We start from the raw sequence: 17,819 nt of genomic DNA, 5'->3' as shown, positions 1-17,819 counted from the left end.
TAACACCTATAATATCTGTAAGATTGACTCTAGTACTGCCATTAAAATTGGTATTGCTAAAGCTAAAATTAATATTTTCCCTGAAAATTCAACCTTAGAAGCTATACTTCCAGCCCCTGCATCTTTACATATTTCACTACAAAAAGAAGTTAAATATGCTATTGCTAAAATTTTAAGAACTATTCCTATATAAACCATATCTATATTTGCTTTATCAGCTATATTTTTAACAAAATATATAACATCATTTAGTTGTCCTATTATAAATAAGAATATAATTACCCCCACTGCTATTGATATGGAAATAGCAAGATCACTTCTTCTATCTTTAAATATCATAAAAAGAAATAACCCTATAAAAGCAAAGGATACTATTTTTATAATTTCCATATTATCACCTACAACATAAACATAGTCTTTATTGTGTTAAATAAATTTCCTATTAATCCAACTAAGGTAATTAAAATAATTACAACTCCAGCTATGTTAGTAATTACTGCTATATCATCCTTTCCACTACTTTTTAAAACTTTATCTAGTACTACCAACAAAATACCCATAGCTCCTATTTTAAATAAGATTCCTACATCTAGCATAAAATTTACTCCCCCCTTACATTAAGAATAGGCTAAGCATAGCTCCAATACATAACCCTAAAGCTCTATACATTTTTGTATTTTTACTAGCAATAACCTCTGATGTTTTACAATTCCCTTTGATATTTTCTATTGCCAAATTAAAAATTTTATCTTGTCCGTATACTCCTGATTCTCCTAATGATTTTAAAAAATCACTTATTATCAGCTTGTCTTCTTCAATAATTCTAAATTCATGTTTTTCTTTTTTATATTCTGTTTTAAAGGCTTCATATACACTTTCACACTCTCCTTTAACAAGATTCTCAGATACCTTTAAAAGTAAATTTCTTAAAGGATAATCTACTTTAAGGGCAACATATCTAAGTGCTTCTGGTAATGGGGTATTTGTGTACATAACCTCATTATTTAAAAGTAGCAACCCTTTTAATATCTCACTTAATTGACTACTTCTTTTTTTAAAGTTTTCTCCATAATAAAATCCTATGTAGGTACATGCTAAAAATATTATTAAAATCGCTATTATTTTAAGCATTTTAATTTCCCCTCCATTCCTACTTCATATATATTTTCTAATGTACCAACTCCATTTCTATTGCTTAATATCACGATTCTATCTAAAATAGAAGAATATAATATTTCTTTAAAAACTTTTCTTTTATAAATATCTTCTATACTGTATCCATGTAAAGTTACTACAACATTTACCCCTGAATTAAATGCCATTTGCAATGCTTCTATATCCCCATTTGTTCCAATTTCGTCACAAATTAAAACTTCTGGTGATAAACTTCTTATTGCCATTATCATGCCTTCTTTTTTCAAGCAATTATCTAAGACATCCGTTCGTATTCCTACATCCATTTGAGGTACTCCATTAAAACTTGCTGCAATTTCACTTCTTTCATCTATTATGCATACCTTTTTTCCTTTTAAATTTCTTATGTTCATCCCCGATGATATATTCTTTGCTACATCTCTTAATATAGTAGTTTTTCCACATTTAGGAGGAGACACTATTAATGTATTATATACTCTATCATTTTCAGTTATATATCTCATAACTTCATTAGAACAACCTTTTACCTCTCTACATATTCTAAAATTTAAAGATGATATATTTTTAATTGTTCTTATAGTTCCTGATACAATTACACATTCTCCTGCAATACCTATTCTATGCCCACCTCTTATGGTTATATAACCTTGTTTTATTTCTTCTTCATATGCATATAAAGAATAATTTGAAATTTTAACAAGTGTTTGTTTTATATCTTCTGCTGTTGTTACATAACTTAAAACTTCTTCTCCTTTAAAAGTATAAATGATAATTGGTTTACCAATTTTAAGTCTAATTTCTTGAATAGAATCTTTTAAATCCTTATGTCTTATTAAACTTCCAACCTTTAAAGGTAATACTTTTAAAATTTCTTCTTCTCTTCCCATAATCATCACTTCCTACTCTATTGTTTATATAAACTTATTTCTCACTATCAAATAATATTCAAACTTATAATTAAATATGTAAAATATTTTTAAAAAAATAATCCCATTTGCTATTACCATAACAAATGGGATTATTTGTGTTATTTAATATTCTTTTTACAAAAAGGACACGAAATATTTTTATTCTTTTCTAAAGATTCCTTTTCTATAAACATTGGTTTATTGCAATTAATACAATTTATCTCTATATACTCATCTTCAAAGTCATCTAACTCTTCAAAAGATACTTCTTCAAAAAGCTCCTCTTGTAAATCAGTTAAATCTTCATCCATATATTGAACATTTTCTTCTAAATATTCTTGTTTTACTAAAGTCTCTTCTACCTTTTCTGAAAGTGAATCTAATATGGATGATATGTTATAAAATAAATCCTTATATTCTTTGTCTTGTATTAACTCTAACTTACCTTTAAACAATTGAATATTACTTTTTATTTTTTGCATTTTCACACATCCTTAATTTAAAATACTACACTATACTACTAAATGATTTAAATAATTAACTTATATTATAATTATAACCTATAATTTGCTAATAGTATCAAATTATTTAAAAAAATGCTAAGTTCTTAAGAACTTAGCATCTAACTGAGATTATACTCTTTCCATATATTCTCCAGTTCTAGTATCTACTCTTATAGTATCTCCTTCATTAACGAACATAGGAACGTTAACAACAGCACCTGTTTCTAATGTTGCAGGTTTCATTGCATTTGTAGCTGTATTTCCTTTTATTCCTGGATCTGCTTGTGTTATTAATAATTCAACAAAGTTTGGTGCTTCTACTGAGAAAGCTTCACCTTTATAGAATTTAATTATTGCAAACATGTTTTCTTTTAAGAATTTTATAGCATCTTCAACTTTTTCATAGTTTAAAGGTATTTGCTCAAAAGTTTCTTGATCCATGAAGTAATATAATTCTCCATCTGAATAAAGATATTGCATTTCTTTTCTTTCAATTACTGCTTCTTGTAATTTTGCAGTTGGGTTAAATGTAGTATCTGTAACTCCACCTGAGATAACATTTCTTAATTTTGTTCTAACAAAGGCAGCACCTTTACCTGGCTTTACGTGTAAAAAGTCAATAACTGTATACACTTGTCCTTCATGTTCGAAAGTTGTACCTTTTCTTAAATCTCCTGCTGATATCATATAATATCCCTCCAAAAATAACTTTTATTCATTATTTATTATAACCCATAGGTTAACTAACTAATCATAATTTATTATATCTTATTGACATAACAAAAATATTTTATCAAAATTAATAAATAAATGCAATTATTTAAGCTAACTTTAATTAATAATAGTCAATTTATTTACTTTTTAAAGTTAATTTCAGTATAGATTTAGAATTCTCATAAAAAAAATCATAGTTTTTTATATAAAATTTATTTATATTATCTAAATTAGCTAATATATTCTCAAGTCCTTCTAAATTTAAGTCTATTAACCAACTTTCTTCTACTTTATAGTAATTTTCTATACTATAATTTTTAATATTCTCTAAATCCATTTCTATTTCCTTAATAGACTTCTCATAAGCATTATTTATAAACACTTCAGTATCTTCATATAGATTTTGACTTCCTAATTTATATAAAACTAAAACACCAACTTGAATTATTGTTATTAAAATAATAATCCCCTTTAAGTATAAACTTTTCTTATTATTCATCTATATTACCTTTTATAGAAAGCAAAAATTTATTATCCTCTAATTTTTTTATATTATCAATTAGGATATTTCTATTTTCTTCTAAAGAAAATATTTTTTCTTTTCCCTTTACTAATATTTCACCTATTCCATCTTTTATTTTTATAGATAATAAATTATCATCTATTTCATCTATAAATGTCTTTATATTTTCACTAGATATCTCTTCTATTTCACTTTTCTCTTCTATTATCTCTGGTTCTTCTTTTAAAAATATACTACTTATTGTCATTGGTAATATAAAAATATTTATTAAAATCAAAAGTAATATTCCCTTATTATCCTCTTTAGTTAACTTTTCTTCTCTCTTTTTTGAAAAATTCTTTGGTATAAAGTCTTTGTTTTTTATAAATCCTTTCATCAATAATTTCTCCTATCTTTAAAAAATTTATTAATTTAAATTTGGAAGTATCTATTTTTTCTTTTATATCATCATCTAGGACAATTAAATTATTACTACCATAACTGACTAAAATATCATTAATATCTTTATTTATATCTAAAATGTCACAATCTACTATCATCTTATTTTTGATGCTTGTTAAATAATATATATCTCTAAACTTAGTAATTGAAATAATATCTTTATATTTTTTAAACTTTCTATTTATCAGATCTTTTATTAAGAACTGAATCGGTATTACCTTAAGTTTTTTAGCATCTTTACTTAGTTTTTCTACTGTTAATCCTCTTTTTATAGAATATATATATACTAAATTATTCTTTTTAAAATATTCGTAGTGAAAAAGCATATCACTATTTACTAAAAATTCTTTTTCTAGATTTTCTTCTATAAATTCTTCTAAATTTTTGTCATCTTTATTAAAATCATATATTTTTATAAGTAATGGTTCTCCTATTATTATTATTTCTAAATTTTTATTTAGAATTTTAATTAATTCTAGTTCATCTTTAGATTTAAGTGTCTTTCCTTTGTAGATACATTCTCTCCCTTGAATTTCTACTATATTTTTCATTTTATACTCCTTTTAAATATAATCACTTTCATAATATTTAGGAATAAGCATTATAATCTCTTGATTCTTTATAAATTTTAATTTACTTTCTAAAACTATAATTTTCTTTAAATTACTTTTTATCTCTTCTATATAAATAGCTTCATTACTTACTACTATAGATAAATCTTTATATTTTGAAGATTTAATTATTTCTTTAAAATACTCATTTTTATCATTTTCAATATTTCCTTTAATCTTATCTTTTAATTCACTATTTTTATTTATATATGTTATAGCTTCAATTAAAACTTCTTCTTGATTTAAACTTAAAGTTCTTATATCTTCTTTTGTGTAATAGACATTAGATTTTTTAATATTATTAACAATTATTTTATTTAAAAATAGCGAAAAGAAAGATACCATAAGTAAAATACCTAAAGATTCAATAAGTACGAATCCTTTCTTTTTTTCTTTTATCATATACATTGAACTCTTATTTCTCCTGACTTATGCTTAATAAAAATATAATTTATATTCTTCTTTTTTATAACTTTAAATTCTTTAAGATCCTTTAATATAAAATTAGTACCAGTTTCATTTGGAATATCTATTATAAGATGTTTACTTCTATTTAACTTTATAATTTTATCTTTTATAAAATATTTATTATTATTTTTATACACACAGGAAATTTTTATTTCATTTTTATTTTTCATTGTTTCATCACTACAAACTATATCAGCAATCATAATCTCGTTAGTTAATCTATTTATAGTTAGACATGCATCATCAATAAAGTTATTTTGAAGACTTACATTTTCTAATTCTCTATAAGCTTTATATGAAGATATAACAAGTTTTACCCCTATAGTTAAAATTATCGTTGACATAAACAAAGTAGCTATTAATTCAATTAATGAATATCCTCTTTTCTTACTACATTTCCATCCATAAACTCTTATAGAATTCTCTATTTTCATTTATTCCAACATCTCCAACATTTAAATTTATATCTATTTTGTATTGAGCTAACGCTTCTATTTTTTCACTTCCATTTATGAATTCTAAATCTTTACTATCTAGCTCCAAAATGGTTTTTACCTTTGTTATTTTAATATCATTTCCTAATGGCATTTCACTTAAATCTTTTGTTAATAAATCTATCATAAAATTATCATAATATTTAAGTTCAATGTTATTAACTGCATTAAGATTCTCTAAGGTATAGTTATACTTTATTTCATTCATAATACTATGAGATACTCTACTTAATTCCTCTCTAATCTTCCGTACTTCCTTAGACATTTCACCTCCTATTATAGACTTTAACATTATAGTTCCAGCTATAGTTAAAAACATAATCCCCATTAAAGTTTCTATTATTAAACTACCTTTTTTCTTCATTAACTTGCCATCCTATTTTATATTTATTATGTCATTACCTACGGATACAGTTATTGTTGCTACTATTTTTTTCTTATATCTTACTTCTATAGTTCCAGAGTTCTTTATGTATCCATCTTTTGATATCTTTATTCTAGTTCCTGAAGTAAAATTGCTAACTAGTTTTATTCCTTTAGGCATATATACTTTTTTGAACTTATAATTATATCTATCAAAAGAAAAATCTATATAATCTTCTTTAGCATTTATAGCTACAACACCTTCTCTTGAATTTTTCCTACAATATGCCTTTGCATAACTTAATGTATCTACCACTTCATAAATAGCATTATTTATATTTTCCTTTTCTCTAATTTTTTGAAATGATGCTATCATACTAAATCCACCAGTTATAACAATAGTTATTATAAAAATAACCACAATTAACTCTATTATTGTAAAGCCAGTCTTTTTACTCACCCAATACCTCCTAATAATGAATCAAATAATGGCAGTACAAAAATAACAATAAATATAAGCACTATTCCAGCCATACATAATATAGTCATAGGTTGAATTAAATTTATCCATTTTGTAATATATAAATTAATTTCATTTTCTAAATATATAGATAGATTTTTTAGTCTTTCATCCATACTTCCCCCCATTTCTCCAAGCTTTATTACAGCAATAGTGTACTTAGAATAACCCCCTATATCTATCAAGCTATCTCCTAAGGAATTCCCTTGTAAAATTTTTTTATTTATCATTAAAAATTTATTTTTAATGATTTTAGATTTAAAACTATTTGTACAATAGTTTAGTCCATTAGATAAATTCACTCCACTATTTGTAATAATAGATAATAATGATACAAAGATATACTCATTAAATTTTTTTACTATTGGAATTTTAAGTAGTCTTTCTTTTAAATAGAGGTTATATATTAATTTAAATATTACGCTTGGCAATATTATTCCCCAACAAAAAATATATGTAATTCCTATAAACTTATTTTCTTTAAAAAACTCTACAAATTTATATATAAATAAACAGCTCCTAGGAATTTCACTACCTGAAGACATATACACATCATAAAAACTAGGAATTATAAATAAAGCTAAAAATATAAGTAATAAAAACATTGCTATTATAATAATAAAAGGATAACTCAACGCATTAGCTATAGTTTTCTTTATTGAATTAATTTTTTATAATACTGCTCTAAACATTTTAAAATAGTGCTTAATTTCCCACTTTTCTCTCCCATATCTATCATAGAAATAAAAAACTCTGGATATATAGTATTATTTACTTTCAAAGATTCTGCTAATGTATTCCCTTGTGCTATTGAAGATTTAGTATCTTTTATACTATCTAAATATTTCCTAGGTAAAGGAAGCTCTAATAATAAATCCATAATAGATAAAAGATCTATCCCCTCTTCATGAAGCCTACATATATTTTCAGCTATTAAAGCTAAAGCTCTATCACTTTTTCTACAGAAAATATTGCTTATACTTTTTTTCATTAAAGCCCTCCATAATTATAAAATCCTTAAAATCTTCTTGAGTTATATATCCATTTTTTAACAAACAAATTAATCCATCTATCATCTCATCGTTATTTAAAGATTTTATTTCCTGGAAAATATTTGAATTTATAATATGTATAGCTGCTATCATAGCTCTACCTTTATATCCTGTATTATTACACTTAATACATCCGCACTTATCATATAGATCTATATTATTTCCATCTATATCTATAGTTTTAATTTTACTTTTACAATCATCACATAAAATTTTTATTAATCTTTGAGAAACTATTCCAACTAAAGAGTCCTTTATAAGATAGGGTTTAATCCCCATATCTTCAAGCCTTAAATATATATCTCTAGGTGTTTTAGTATGAATAGTTGAATATACTTTATGACCTGTTAATGATGCTCTTACTGCAATTTCAGCTGTTTCTTCATCTCTTATTTCTCCTACCATAATCACATCTGGATCTTGCCTTAAAATATTTCTAAGACCATTTGCAAAAGTTATATTTGCTTTTCTATTTAAATTCATTTGATTTATTCCTGGAATTATAGTTTCTATTGGGTCTTCTAAAGTTGTTATATTTATTTCATCTCTATTTATATATTGCAACATAGCATATAAGGTTGTAGATTTACCACTACCTGTTGGTCCATTAACTATTACAAGTCCATTTTTCAAAGACATTATTCTTTTTAATTTTTTTATTTGTGTCATGTTTAGATTTAAATTTTCTATAGTATAATTAAAAACCATACCATACAGTATTCTTATAACAAGTTTTTCACCATAAATAATTGGTATTGTGGATACTCTCAAACTATATTCACTTGAGTTTAAAACTATAGAATATTTTCCGTCTTGAGGTCTTCTTTTTTCTGTTATGTCCATATTCCCTTTAATTTTTATTTTAGATAATAACACATTGTATTCATTAATTTTTATTTTTCTTTCTATAGATAAAATTCCATCTGTTCTTAATCTTATAATTACATCAGATTCTCTAGTTTCTATATGAATATCTGATGCCCCCAGAGATATTGCTTTTTTATTATATCTAGTTCTAAATCATCCTCTTCTCCACTAAACACCCCTTTTATAATAGATTCTATAGCTTTGTCATCTTGGAATATAAATTCTATTTTTGTATTAAAAATAAATGTTAATTCTTTCTTTATTTCTTCACTTTCTAATACTACTAAAGCTATTATTGAATTTTCACTTTTACATATAGGTACTACCTTATGTTCTAAAGCAAATTTCCTATTTATTTTTCTAGCAATATTTAAATCTAATTTTTCTAAAATTCTTTTTAAACTTCTTATAATTACCTCCTCCTTAAATTATTTAAAACATAATTTATCTAAAAATAAATTTTCTCGTTATTTAAATATTTTACATTTCATACCATTTAAATACACTTTAATTGTTAACTTTTCTTAAACAAAAAAATAACACCCATGATATATTAATCATGAGTGTTATTTAAAATCTATTTTACTTCAATAAAATGATATTTACTTTCTAGGTTTGTTAAACTCGTTATTGATCCATCTACATAAGTATATACTTTTTCCTTAGAAAAACTACTTGTACTTCCTATAAATAGTAGATTTCCATCTTTATCACAAGAAAGTCCTTTTTCCAAATGTATAATATTAGGAAAATCAAATACTAATCTTTTTACATTTCCACCTTCAATTTTATATATAGAGTAATTATTATCTTTCATCTTTCCTAATACAAATAATCCTTTTTCAGTTGATAAAACATCACTTACCTCTATAATTTCACTTGTTATATCTTTAACGTTCTTATTTAAATCTATAATCTTTAAATAACGATTATTCTCCATTGTTTGTTGAACAAATATAACATTTTCTTCATAAGTCCTTAAAAATTGTATAAATCCATTTTGTAATTTATATATTAATTCTTCCTTATTTTCTTTTAGATTATAAGTAAAGATTCCATTATTCTTTTATCATCAATTCCATAATAAACTAATGTATCTTCGTTTAACCATTCTACTAAAGTTCCTGAAATAGCCACATTGCTATTAATTTGTATATCCTTATTATTTTTCACATCTCTAATAACTAATTCCATATAACTCTCATCTTTAAAATATGAAAAATAATTTCCTCCTTTAGATAACTTCAAATCCTTCGGGTTATTGTAATCTATTGGAATTTCATTATCTTTAGCTACAACTCCATTTTTTCCATTAGAGTTATAGATATAATTTCCACTATCTAAATCATAAGAAAGTATAACTTTTTCAGTTTCTATTTTGGAATATTCATTTGACTCAAATTTGTAATTAGAATAGGTTCCATCTACCTCCTTGACAATTGACCCTTTGGATAATTGAATACTTTCTACTGAAATATTTTTCTTACTACAACCATTTAAAATTAAACTAGTGGATGTTAACCCCAATATTAAAAGGATATATTTTTTGCTAATTTTCATTTTTTTACCTCTTCTATTACTGCTAATACTTACTTTATATAATGAACATAAAATTTTATATTCACCTAACATTTATCCTTTGTATATATTCAATATTCCTTTATATACTATTCTCATTAAATATTATACTCTTGATTTTTATCTACTACAATAGCATATCCCACTTCAAATTATAATTTTAATGAAAACTCTAAGTTTTCTATACCATTGCTATATTATATACTTAAATGTTATACTATTTTTAATCTTATAACTAAAGAAAGGATGACAATAATGGCTTTAGATGGAATATACTTATATAGTTTAGTAGACAATTTAAATTCAACAATTTTAAATTCTAAAATTGATAAAATAAATCAACCAGAAAAAGATGAAGTAATTTTAACTTTACGTAAAGATAGAAAAAATATTAAATTACTAATCTCAGCAAGTTCTAAATTTCCAAGAATTCATTTAACAAATACAATTAAACCAAACCCTCTTCAAGCACCTATGTTTACTATGGTTTTAAGAAAATACTTAATTGGTGGGAAAATAACTAAAATTCAACAATTAGATGGTGATAGAGTTGTTAAGTTAGAGGTTGAAGCTACTGATGAACTTGGTTTTGATAGTAAGTATTTTTTAATTATTGAAATTATGGGAAGACACAGCAATATAACCCTTATTAGAGAGCGTGATAATAAAGTAATGGAATGCATAAAACATATTACTCCTGATATAAATACATTTAGAATATTATATCCTGGAGTAAATTATGTTTATCCGCCTAAATCTCATAAATTAAATCCTTTTAACTTCACTTTAAAAGATTTAGAAGAATTTATTGATAAAAATGATATTAGTATTTCAATGAACGAATTATTTTTCACACAAACTTTTACTGGAATTAGTAAGATTTTATCTATAAATCTTTATAACTTGCTTATAGCATCATATTCAACACCTACTATTTTAAACATTTTTGATTTTACTAATAAATTTATTTTAGATTTAAATGAGAAAATTTCCTATAGAATTTATAAAAACAATGAAATATATAAAGATTTCTATTGTTTACCTTTAGAAACATATGATAATGGCCTATCATATATAGAATTTAGTAATACTCATGAATTATTAGATGAATTCTTTGCTATAAAAGATAAACAAGAAAGAATAAATAGTAGGTCTATAGACCTTCAAAGACTTATCCATACAAATATTGATAGATGTACTAAAAAGGCTATGAAATTAAATAATATCTTAAAGGAATGTGAAAAAAAAGATATTTTTAGAATTGAGGCAGATCTCTTAACTTCTTATATATACACTCTAAAAAAGGGTGATAAGGAAGTTACTTTATTAAACTTCTATAGCGAAAATGAAGAATATATTACTATATCTTTAGATGAATATAAAACACCATCTGAAAATATACAATTTTATTATAAAAAATATAATAAATTGAAAAAATCTGAAGAATCTGCTATAGAACAACTAGAAAAAAATAAAGAAGAGTTAGAATATCTAAACTCTGTACTTACAAATATTTTAAATTGTGAAAACTATATTGAAATAGACGATATAAAAAAGGAGTTAATTGAAACTGGATACTTAAGGTTTAGAAATAAAAATAAAAATTCTAAAAAAGAGAAGAGTTCTAAACCACTACATTTTATTTCTTCAGAAGGAATCGATATTTATGTTGGTAAGAATAATCTTCAAAATGATTATTTAAGTTTAAAATTTGCTAATAAAAATTATATGTGGTTTCATACAAAAAACATTCCAGGTTCTCATGTGATTGTTTGTACTGATACACTTCTTGATAATACTTTTGAAGAAGCCGCTATTTTAGCAGCCTATTATAGTAAAGCAAAAGATTCTACTAAAGTTCCTGTAGACTATACAAAGGTTAAAAACTTAAAAAAACCTAACGGTTCTAAGCCAGGTATGGTAATTTATCATACTAATTTTACACTATATGCTGAACCTACAGATTTTAAAAAGTTAACTATTGAAAATGGAAAAATAATCAAATAACAAAAAGGCTTAAGATAAAAAAATCTTAAGCCTTTTTATTTATATATGATTAATTACCATGTCTCCGTCATTTTTGATTAGATTGTTATCAAAATATTGATAATAATAACACTTTATTTTACCACTATATAATTTTCTATTTTTAGAAGATTTTCTTCCAAAAGGATTTTCAAATCCTTCAAAAGAAGTTAATATATTATAATCCCAGCCTTCAAATCTTCTTTTATACATTCCAAAGGTTTTATAAAGTTTTGCTACCTCTTCTTTCTCTCCAAGTCTTTCACCATATGGAGGATTAGAAATTATAAAACCATGTTTATTACTATTTGAAAATTCATTAAAATCTCTTTTTTGGAATTCTATATAATCATAAACTCCAGCCTTTTGAGCATTACTTTTAGCTACTTTTAATATTCTACCATCTATATCATATCCTTGCAATTTTATATCCTTGTGCTTTATACCCCTTTCAGCACCTTCTCTAACTTGTTCAAAGATGTCAGCATCCATAGTTGGCCATGTTTCACAGGTAAAACTTCTACACATTCCTGGAGCTATATTTTGCATTATCATTGCAGCTTCAATTAAAATCGTTCCTGATCCACAGAAAGGGTCTACTAATATAAAATCCTCTTTCCATCTTGAAATTAAAACCATAGCCGCTGCTAATGTTTCTTTTAATGGAGCTGCCCCCGCTTCTTCTCTATACCCTCTTTTATGTAATCCTGGTCCTGAGGTATCTATTGTTAATGTTACTTTATCTTTTAAAATAGATACTTCTATTTTGTATAGTGGTCCAACTTCCTCAAAATGTGATATGCCATACGCTTCACTCATACTATCTACTATAGCTTTTTTAACTATTGATTGACAATCAGGTACAGAATGTAAAGTTGATTTTACTGACTTACCATTAACATGCATAATTCCATCTTTAGGGATTAATTCATTCCATTTAACTTTTTTTGTTCCTTGGAATAATTCTTCAAAGCTTCTAGCTTCAAACTCTCCCATATTTATTAATATTCTATCTGCTGTTCTCAAATGAATATTTGCAATAGCGATATCCATTTCATCTCCTGAAAAATGCACCTTTCCATTTTCAGTTTTTAAATCTTCATATCCTAAAGCTTTTAATTCTTTAGCCGTTATTCCTTCTAAACCAAAGGTAGTTGTTGCAATTAAATTATATTCCATTTTCATTTGCTCCTTTATACAGTTTCACCTTCATAGATTTTTACTGAATCTGTTCCATCTATTTCTTCTATTTCTACTGCTATAATTTCATTTTTTGATGTTGGTATATTTTTCCCAACAAAATCTGCTCTTACCGGTAACTCCTTATGACCTCTATCTATTAATACGGCCAATTGTATTTGTTTTGGTCTTCCTGCATCTATAATTGCATCAATTGCAGCTCTTACAGTTCTACAAGTGTATAATACGTCATCTATTAATATAACTTTCTTCCCCTTTACTTCAACTCCACCTATATCTTCATTTTTTACTTTTGGCATATCTCTTATCTCTGTAATATCATCTCTATATAATGTTATATCTACATATCCTACCGGTAGCTTTATTCCTTCTATAGCTTCTATATTTTTTGCTATTCTTTTTGCTAATGGATAGCCCCTTCTTTTTATTCCTACTAGCACTATATCTTCTACGCCCTTATTTTTTTCAATAATTTCATGAGATATTCTTATAAGACTTCTTTTAATTGCCTTATCATCTAATAAATTAGCTTTTAAATTCATATTTATCCCCCTTAATTTCTTAATTTTTCTAATAACTCAATATAATAATTAGGAAGTTCTGAATTAAACTCCATATATTCTTTTGTTCTTGGATGTATAAATCCTAAAGTTTTTGCATGTAAAGCTTGACCTTTAAGTTTAAATTTTTGCTTTTTAAGTCCGTATAAAGGATCTCCTATTAAAGGATGCCCTATGGATGCCATATGAACTCTTATTTGATGAGTTCTTCCTGTTTCTAAAACACATTTAACTAAGGAAATGCCACTATTATATTGTTCTAACACATTATAATGAGTTACAGCTCTTTTCCCCTCTTCTATAATTGCAATTTTTAATCTATCTTTTTTATTTCTTCCTAAAGGTTTATCTACAGTTCCTTCAACTTTGCTAAACTTTCCATTAACTAAAGCATAATATTCTCTTTTTATACTATGTGCTTTAAATTGTGCTGCTAAATCGTTATGTGCTTCATCATTTTTTGCAACAACTAATATCCCTGATGTATCTTTATCGATTCTATGTACTATACCAGGTCTTATTACTCCATTAATTCCTGATAAATCCTTACAGTGATATAATAATCCATTTACTAAAGTTCCTGTATAATTCCCTGGTGCTGGATGAACAACCATTCCTTGTGGCTTATTTACAACAACAACATCTTCATCTTCGTATATTATATCTAAATCAATATTTTCTGCTTCTACATCTAGTTCTATAGCTTCAGGCATTTTAACTATAATTTTATCACCAATTTTTAGTTTATAATTACTTTTTACTATCTTTTCATTAACTTCTACTCCTTCATTATCAATTAATCCTTGAATAAAAGATCTTGATTTACCTTCTATAAGTTCTGAAAGATATTTATCTATTCTAAATCCTTTGTAATTTTCTTCTATTGTAAAAATAAATTCATTCATAAATAGAATTCTCCATTTCTTTATGTAATTCTTAACACATTATAATATATTAACTAACCTTACTCAATATATTATATACATTCTTTATATATTTAAATAAAAAACAAATAAAAAAATCCGTAAAAACGGATTTTTAAGGTTAATTTTTAGCAAAAAAACTTTTTATTTCTTCCATATCTTCTGTTGAAGTTTCTTCTGTAACAATTTCTATAGCCGCTTCTGATAATTGAATGTTCTTTTCTTCTAACATTTCTTCAATAGGTTGAGCTACACTATAATTCTTAGTTAAATCTTTTTCTAATTCATCAAAAGTTTCAGTTTGAGTATTCATAAAGTTCCTAAATTTAGCTCTAAACTTTATAAATTCTTGTCTTACTTTCTCATACTCATCATTTATATGAATCACATCTGCATGTGCTTTGTCTACAATTTTTTGAGCTGTTTCATTTGCGTTTTTTATTATAATCTCAGCTTCTTTTTGAGAATTTTCTCTTGCTTGCTCAGCTGCATTTTGTGCTAATAACAATGTATTTTGAATTGTGTTTTCTATTTTAGAATAATGTTCAATTTGATCATTAGATCTTGCTAAACCTTCTTTTAATCTTGAATTTTCTTTATATAACTCTTCATAATTCTCAACTATTTCATCTAAAAATTCATCAACCTCTTCTTGGCTATATCCTCTTAGTACCTTCTTAAACTCCTTATTATTTATATCCATTGGAGTAAGCTTCATATTTAATCACCTCTAAATTTATGTATATTTTTTAATAATTACTCTCTGTTTACCACTTCTTGTTCCACCAACAATATCACCTATAATAAATTTTCCTGTTCCTCTAATTGTAATTCTAAACCCACTTTTTATATCTTGACTCTTATCTGTAGATTTAGAATAATTAACCAAAATTTTTCCGCTATCTATAAGTTCTATAGCTTTTCCTCTTGACACTTTTGCAAGCTTAGAAACAAAATTATCTATTCTAAGTGATGACACAATTAAAATCTCTTCTTTGAAATTAGTACTTGGCACCTTTTTATAATCTTCTAATATCTTTACTTCAACAGGTGCCTTTCCTATATTAGATAAATTTATATATATATAATTCCATATATCTTCGATTACAGGGACAAATGCTCTATCCTTATCTACCTTTATATCTCCAAGCTTCTCTCTTTCAATACCTAATGAAAGAATAGCACCTAAATAATCTCTATGGGATAGATTTGTAAACTTAGAGTTATTTATAATTTCTAATACTACAAATGGATAATTAATACCATATATATTATTAAAGGCTATAATTCTTCTTTCACTTTCTTCAAAGAAACCAGATGCTTCTACTTTTAAAATTTTCGAGTTATAATTTTCAACAAAAAAACTCCATATATTAGGAGGATAGAAAGAGTTTGTAAAAGTATTAAATCCTCTTTCTGATGCTATCTTCATCTTTTCATAAATTTTTATAACATCATTACTTTCCTCTTTAGAAAAAGCCTTTAAAACATACTCTCTATCCATCATTTAAGCATCACCATAAATATAATATTTCTTAATATATTAATAAATATTATAGCAATTATAGGCGAAAAATCTATCATACTATTTTCAAATATTCTTTGTTGAAGCCTTCTACAGGGCTCTAAAACAGGATTATTAAAGGTTTCTATTAATTTATAAATAGCACTTTCTCTAAAACTTGGAATTAAAGTTAATAAAACCTCTGCTAAAATTGTAAATTCTAATAATCTTACTAATAAATTTACAATTGTAATAATTATATCTATTATTATCCCCTCCTATTTATTGCTCCAATTAAATAAAGCCTTTGAACTTAATTCATTTTTCAATTCATTTGTTACTTCTACATTAGAAGGTGATAATAAATAAACTCTTTGCTCTATTTCTTGTAAAGTTGCTCCTAATACATAACATGAACCACTTATAAAATCTACAAGTCTTTGAGCTGTTTTAGTTTCTAATCCTGTAGCATTTACTAATACAATTTTTCTTGCCTTTATTGCATCTGCAATTTCTCTCGCATCATCATATCCTACTGGCTTAGTTACCATTACTTTTGCAGTAGCTGCTGAGTGAATATTAACTACCTTTGTTCCTTTTGTATTTGGAATTATTGGTTCAACTTCCTCTTCTTCTTCTTTCCCTTCTACTTCATCGAATTCATCGAATTCATCCTCATAGTCACCCATTCCTATTAAATCTTTAAATTTTCCAAACATATTGCCCATTTTTTAATCCCCCTATATGTTTCTTTTTCCAAATATACCTGATCCAATTCTCACCAAATTAGATCCCTCTTCAATAGCAATTTCATAATCATTTGTCATTCCCATTGAAAGTATTTCCATAGATATATTCTTGTATTTATATGTTTTTATATTGTCGAAAACTTTTTTTATTGCTTTAAAGTAATGTCTATTACTTTCATCATTACCTTTTGGAATAATTGTCATTATTCCTTTTACTTTAACATGCTGGCAATGTTCTACACATTCTATAATGTTATTTAATTCTTCTAGTAAAATACCACCTTTACTTTCTTCTCTTCCAATATTTATTTGAATTAAAGTATTTGCTATAGAATCCTTTTTTGCAAATTCTTTTTCTATTTTTTCTAATAATTTTATACTTGAAAGAGAATGTATAAGGTATACTTTATTAACTAAATATTTAACTTTATTTAATTGTAAATTGCCTATAAAATGCCACCTTATATCTTTATGAAAGTTTTCTTCCTTTGCCAATAGTTCTTGCACTTTATTTTCTCCAAAATCTCTTATGCCACTTTTATAAGCTCTTTCTAAATCTTCTAGTGGTTTTGTTTTTGAAACAGCTAAAAGCATAACGTTATCTGGAATTTTTTCTGATATTAATTTAATATTGTCTTCAATTTTCAAAATGCTTCCCCCT

General features: G+C 25.1%; 28 protein-coding genes. 1 reads left to right on the top strand and 27 read right to left on the bottom strand.

The features are described from left to right. Positions 1–6: 6 nt before the first annotated feature. The 19 genes from spoIIIAD to BTM21_RS04895 all read right to left on the bottom strand — a co-directional run bounded on the left by spoIIIAD (position 7) and on the right by BTM21_RS04895 (position 10,179). Positions 7–390, bottom strand: a complete 384-nt coding sequence (gene spoIIIAD, locus BTM21_RS04980; RefSeq protein WP_021875810.1) for a stage III sporulation protein AD — start codon at positions 388–390, stop codon at positions 7–9. An 8-nt stretch (positions 391–398) separates the two neighbouring features. Continuing rightward, entirely contained in the window at positions 399–596 is a 198-nt protein-coding gene (gene spoIIIAC, locus BTM21_RS04975) for a stage III sporulation protein AC (RefSeq protein WP_021875811.1), read from the bottom strand. A 16-nt stretch (positions 597–612) separates the two neighbouring features. Continuing rightward, positions 613–1,131 (bottom strand): stage III sporulation protein SpoIIIAB, encoded by a 519-nt coding sequence (gene spoIIIAB / locus BTM21_RS04970; protein ID WP_079481395.1) that lies wholly within the window; start codon positions 1,129–1,131, stop codon positions 613–615. Further along, complete coding sequence (gene spoIIIAA / locus BTM21_RS04965) at positions 1,119–2,042, bottom strand: stage III sporulation protein AA (protein WP_079481396.1); 924 nt, start codon at positions 2,040–2,042, stop codon at positions 1,119–1,121. The genes spoIIIAB and spoIIIAA overlap by 13 nt, the downstream gene beginning before the upstream one ends. 140 nt (positions 2,043–2,182) lie before the next feature. Beyond that, entirely contained in the window at positions 2,183–2,545 is a 363-nt protein-coding gene (locus tag BTM21_RS04960; RefSeq protein ID WP_079481397.1) for a CD1247 N-terminal domain-containing protein, read from the bottom strand. Between the two features lie 150 nt (positions 2,546–2,695). Beyond that, the gene (gene efp / locus BTM21_RS04955) at positions 2,696–3,253 is read right to left on the bottom strand and encodes an elongation factor P (protein ID WP_021875815.1); all 558 of its coding nucleotides are present in this window, start codon (positions 3,251–3,253) and stop codon (positions 2,696–2,698) included. A 163-nt stretch (positions 3,254–3,416) separates the two neighbouring features. Further along, entirely contained in the window at positions 3,417–3,779 is a 363-nt protein-coding gene (locus BTM21_RS04950; protein ID WP_079481398.1) for a hypothetical protein, read from the bottom strand. Then, positions 3,772–4,179, bottom strand: coding sequence for a hypothetical protein (locus BTM21_RS04945; protein WP_079481399.1), 408 nt, complete (start codon positions 4,177–4,179; stop codon positions 3,772–3,774). The genes BTM21_RS04950 and BTM21_RS04945 overlap by 8 nt, the downstream gene beginning before the upstream one ends. Beyond that, complete coding sequence (locus BTM21_RS04940; RefSeq protein ID WP_021875818.1) at positions 4,106–4,795, bottom strand: hypothetical protein; 690 nt, start codon at positions 4,793–4,795, stop codon at positions 4,106–4,108. The genes BTM21_RS04945 and BTM21_RS04940 overlap by 74 nt, the downstream gene beginning before the upstream one ends. Before the next feature lie 12 nt (positions 4,796–4,807). Continuing rightward, positions 4,808–5,257 (bottom strand): hypothetical protein, encoded by a 450-nt coding sequence (locus BTM21_RS04935; RefSeq protein ID WP_131431625.1) that lies wholly within the window; start codon positions 5,255–5,257, stop codon positions 4,808–4,810. Beyond that, entirely contained in the window at positions 5,254–5,757 is a 504-nt protein-coding gene (locus BTM21_RS04930; RefSeq protein WP_079481401.1) for a type II secretion system protein, read from the bottom strand. Before BTM21_RS04930 ends, BTM21_RS04935 begins: the two co-directional genes overlap by 4 nt. Continuing rightward, a complete protein-coding gene (locus tag BTM21_RS04925) occupies positions 5,714–6,181 on the bottom strand; it encodes a hypothetical protein (RefSeq protein ID WP_021875821.1) in 468 nt (155 codons plus the stop codon). Before BTM21_RS04925 ends, BTM21_RS04930 begins: the two co-directional genes overlap by 44 nt. Positions 6,182–6,193: 12 nt before the next feature. Then, positions 6,194–6,640: a prepilin-type N-terminal cleavage/methylation domain-containing protein gene (locus BTM21_RS04920; RefSeq protein WP_161493097.1), complete on the bottom strand. Its 447-nt coding sequence runs from the start codon at positions 6,638–6,640 to the stop codon at positions 6,194–6,196. After that, complete coding sequence (locus tag BTM21_RS04915) at positions 6,637–7,131, bottom strand: type II secretion system F family protein (protein ID WP_161493124.1); 495 nt, start codon at positions 7,129–7,131, stop codon at positions 6,637–6,639. Before BTM21_RS04915 ends, BTM21_RS04920 begins: the two co-directional genes overlap by 4 nt. A 224-nt stretch (positions 7,132–7,355) precedes the next feature. Then, on the bottom strand, positions 7,356–7,691 hold the full coding sequence (locus BTM21_RS04910) for a type II secretion system F family protein (RefSeq protein WP_096145361.1): 336 nt from the start codon (positions 7,689–7,691) through the stop codon (positions 7,356–7,358). After that, positions 7,660–8,718 carry a GspE/PulE family protein gene (locus tag BTM21_RS04905; RefSeq protein ID WP_423236783.1) on the bottom strand — a complete coding sequence of 353 codons (1,059 nt, stop codon included), beginning with the start codon at positions 8,716–8,718 and terminating at the stop codon, positions 7,660–7,662. Before BTM21_RS04905 ends, BTM21_RS04910 begins: the two co-directional genes overlap by 32 nt. Then, positions 8,715–8,975: a hypothetical protein gene (locus BTM21_RS14130; protein WP_341429545.1), complete on the bottom strand. Its 261-nt coding sequence runs from the start codon at positions 8,973–8,975 to the stop codon at positions 8,715–8,717. Before BTM21_RS14130 ends, BTM21_RS04905 begins: the two co-directional genes overlap by 4 nt. Before the next feature lie 221 nt (positions 8,976–9,196). Further along, positions 9,197–9,559: a hypothetical protein gene (locus BTM21_RS04900; protein WP_096145359.1), complete on the bottom strand. Its 363-nt coding sequence runs from the start codon at positions 9,557–9,559 to the stop codon at positions 9,197–9,199. Between the two features lie 95 nt (positions 9,560–9,654). After that, entirely contained in the window at positions 9,655–10,179 is a 525-nt protein-coding gene (locus BTM21_RS04895; RefSeq protein ID WP_096145358.1) for a hypothetical protein, read from the bottom strand. A gap of 273 nt (positions 10,180–10,452) precedes the next feature. Here BTM21_RS04895 and BTM21_RS04890 point away from each other — a divergent pair, with 273 nt between their 5' ends. Beyond that, positions 10,453–12,204, top strand: coding sequence for an Rqc2 family fibronectin-binding protein (locus BTM21_RS04890; protein WP_079481406.1), 1,752 nt, complete (start codon positions 10,453–10,455; stop codon positions 12,202–12,204). A gap of 39 nt (positions 12,205–12,243) precedes the next feature. Here the strand turns inward: BTM21_RS04890 and BTM21_RS04885 are convergent, their stop codons facing one another. The 8 genes from BTM21_RS04885 to BTM21_RS04850 form a co-directional block, all read right to left on the bottom strand. Beyond that, on the bottom strand, positions 12,244–13,401 hold the full coding sequence (locus BTM21_RS04885) for a THUMP domain-containing class I SAM-dependent RNA methyltransferase (RefSeq protein ID WP_079481407.1): 1,158 nt from the start codon (positions 13,399–13,401) through the stop codon (positions 12,244–12,246). A gap of 14 nt (positions 13,402–13,415) precedes the next feature. Beyond that, positions 13,416–13,964 (bottom strand): bifunctional pyr operon transcriptional regulator/uracil phosphoribosyltransferase PyrR, encoded by a 549-nt coding sequence (gene pyrR / locus BTM21_RS04880; RefSeq protein WP_021875828.1) that lies wholly within the window; start codon positions 13,962–13,964, stop codon positions 13,416–13,418. An 11-nt stretch (positions 13,965–13,975) separates the two neighbouring features. After that, the gene (locus BTM21_RS04875; protein WP_021875829.1) at positions 13,976–14,887 is read right to left on the bottom strand and encodes an RluA family pseudouridine synthase; all 912 of its coding nucleotides are present in this window, start codon (positions 14,885–14,887) and stop codon (positions 13,976–13,978) included. Positions 14,888–15,026: 139 nt separating this feature from the next. Beyond that, complete coding sequence (locus BTM21_RS04870) at positions 15,027–15,623, bottom strand: DivIVA domain-containing protein (RefSeq protein ID WP_021875830.1); 597 nt, start codon at positions 15,621–15,623, stop codon at positions 15,027–15,029. A gap of 18 nt (positions 15,624–15,641) precedes the next feature. Next, on the bottom strand, positions 15,642–16,412 hold the full coding sequence (locus BTM21_RS04865) for a YlmH/Sll1252 family protein (protein WP_021875831.1): 771 nt from the start codon (positions 16,410–16,412) through the stop codon (positions 15,642–15,644). Next, a complete protein-coding gene (locus tag BTM21_RS14210; protein ID WP_350481884.1) occupies positions 16,409–16,657 on the bottom strand; it encodes a YggT family protein in 249 nt (82 codons plus the stop codon). The genes BTM21_RS04865 and BTM21_RS14210 overlap by 4 nt, the downstream gene beginning before the upstream one ends. Positions 16,658–16,687: 30 nt before the next feature. Beyond that, positions 16,688–17,137, bottom strand: coding sequence for a cell division protein SepF (locus tag BTM21_RS04855; RefSeq protein WP_021875832.1), 450 nt, complete (start codon positions 17,135–17,137; stop codon positions 16,688–16,690). Between the two features lie 12 nt (positions 17,138–17,149). Further along, the gene (locus tag BTM21_RS04850; RefSeq protein ID WP_021875833.1) at positions 17,150–17,806 is read right to left on the bottom strand and encodes a YggS family pyridoxal phosphate-dependent enzyme; all 657 of its coding nucleotides are present in this window, start codon (positions 17,804–17,806) and stop codon (positions 17,150–17,152) included. Positions 17,807–17,819 lie beyond the last annotated feature (13 nt).

This window comes from Clostridium chauvoei (assembly GCF_002327185.1).
Lineage (GTDB): Bacteria > Bacillota > Clostridia > Clostridiales > Clostridiaceae > Clostridium > Clostridium chauvoei.
The sequence above is the reverse complement of the archived record's forward strand: the minus strand, read 5'-3'. Positions and strand labels throughout refer to the sequence as shown.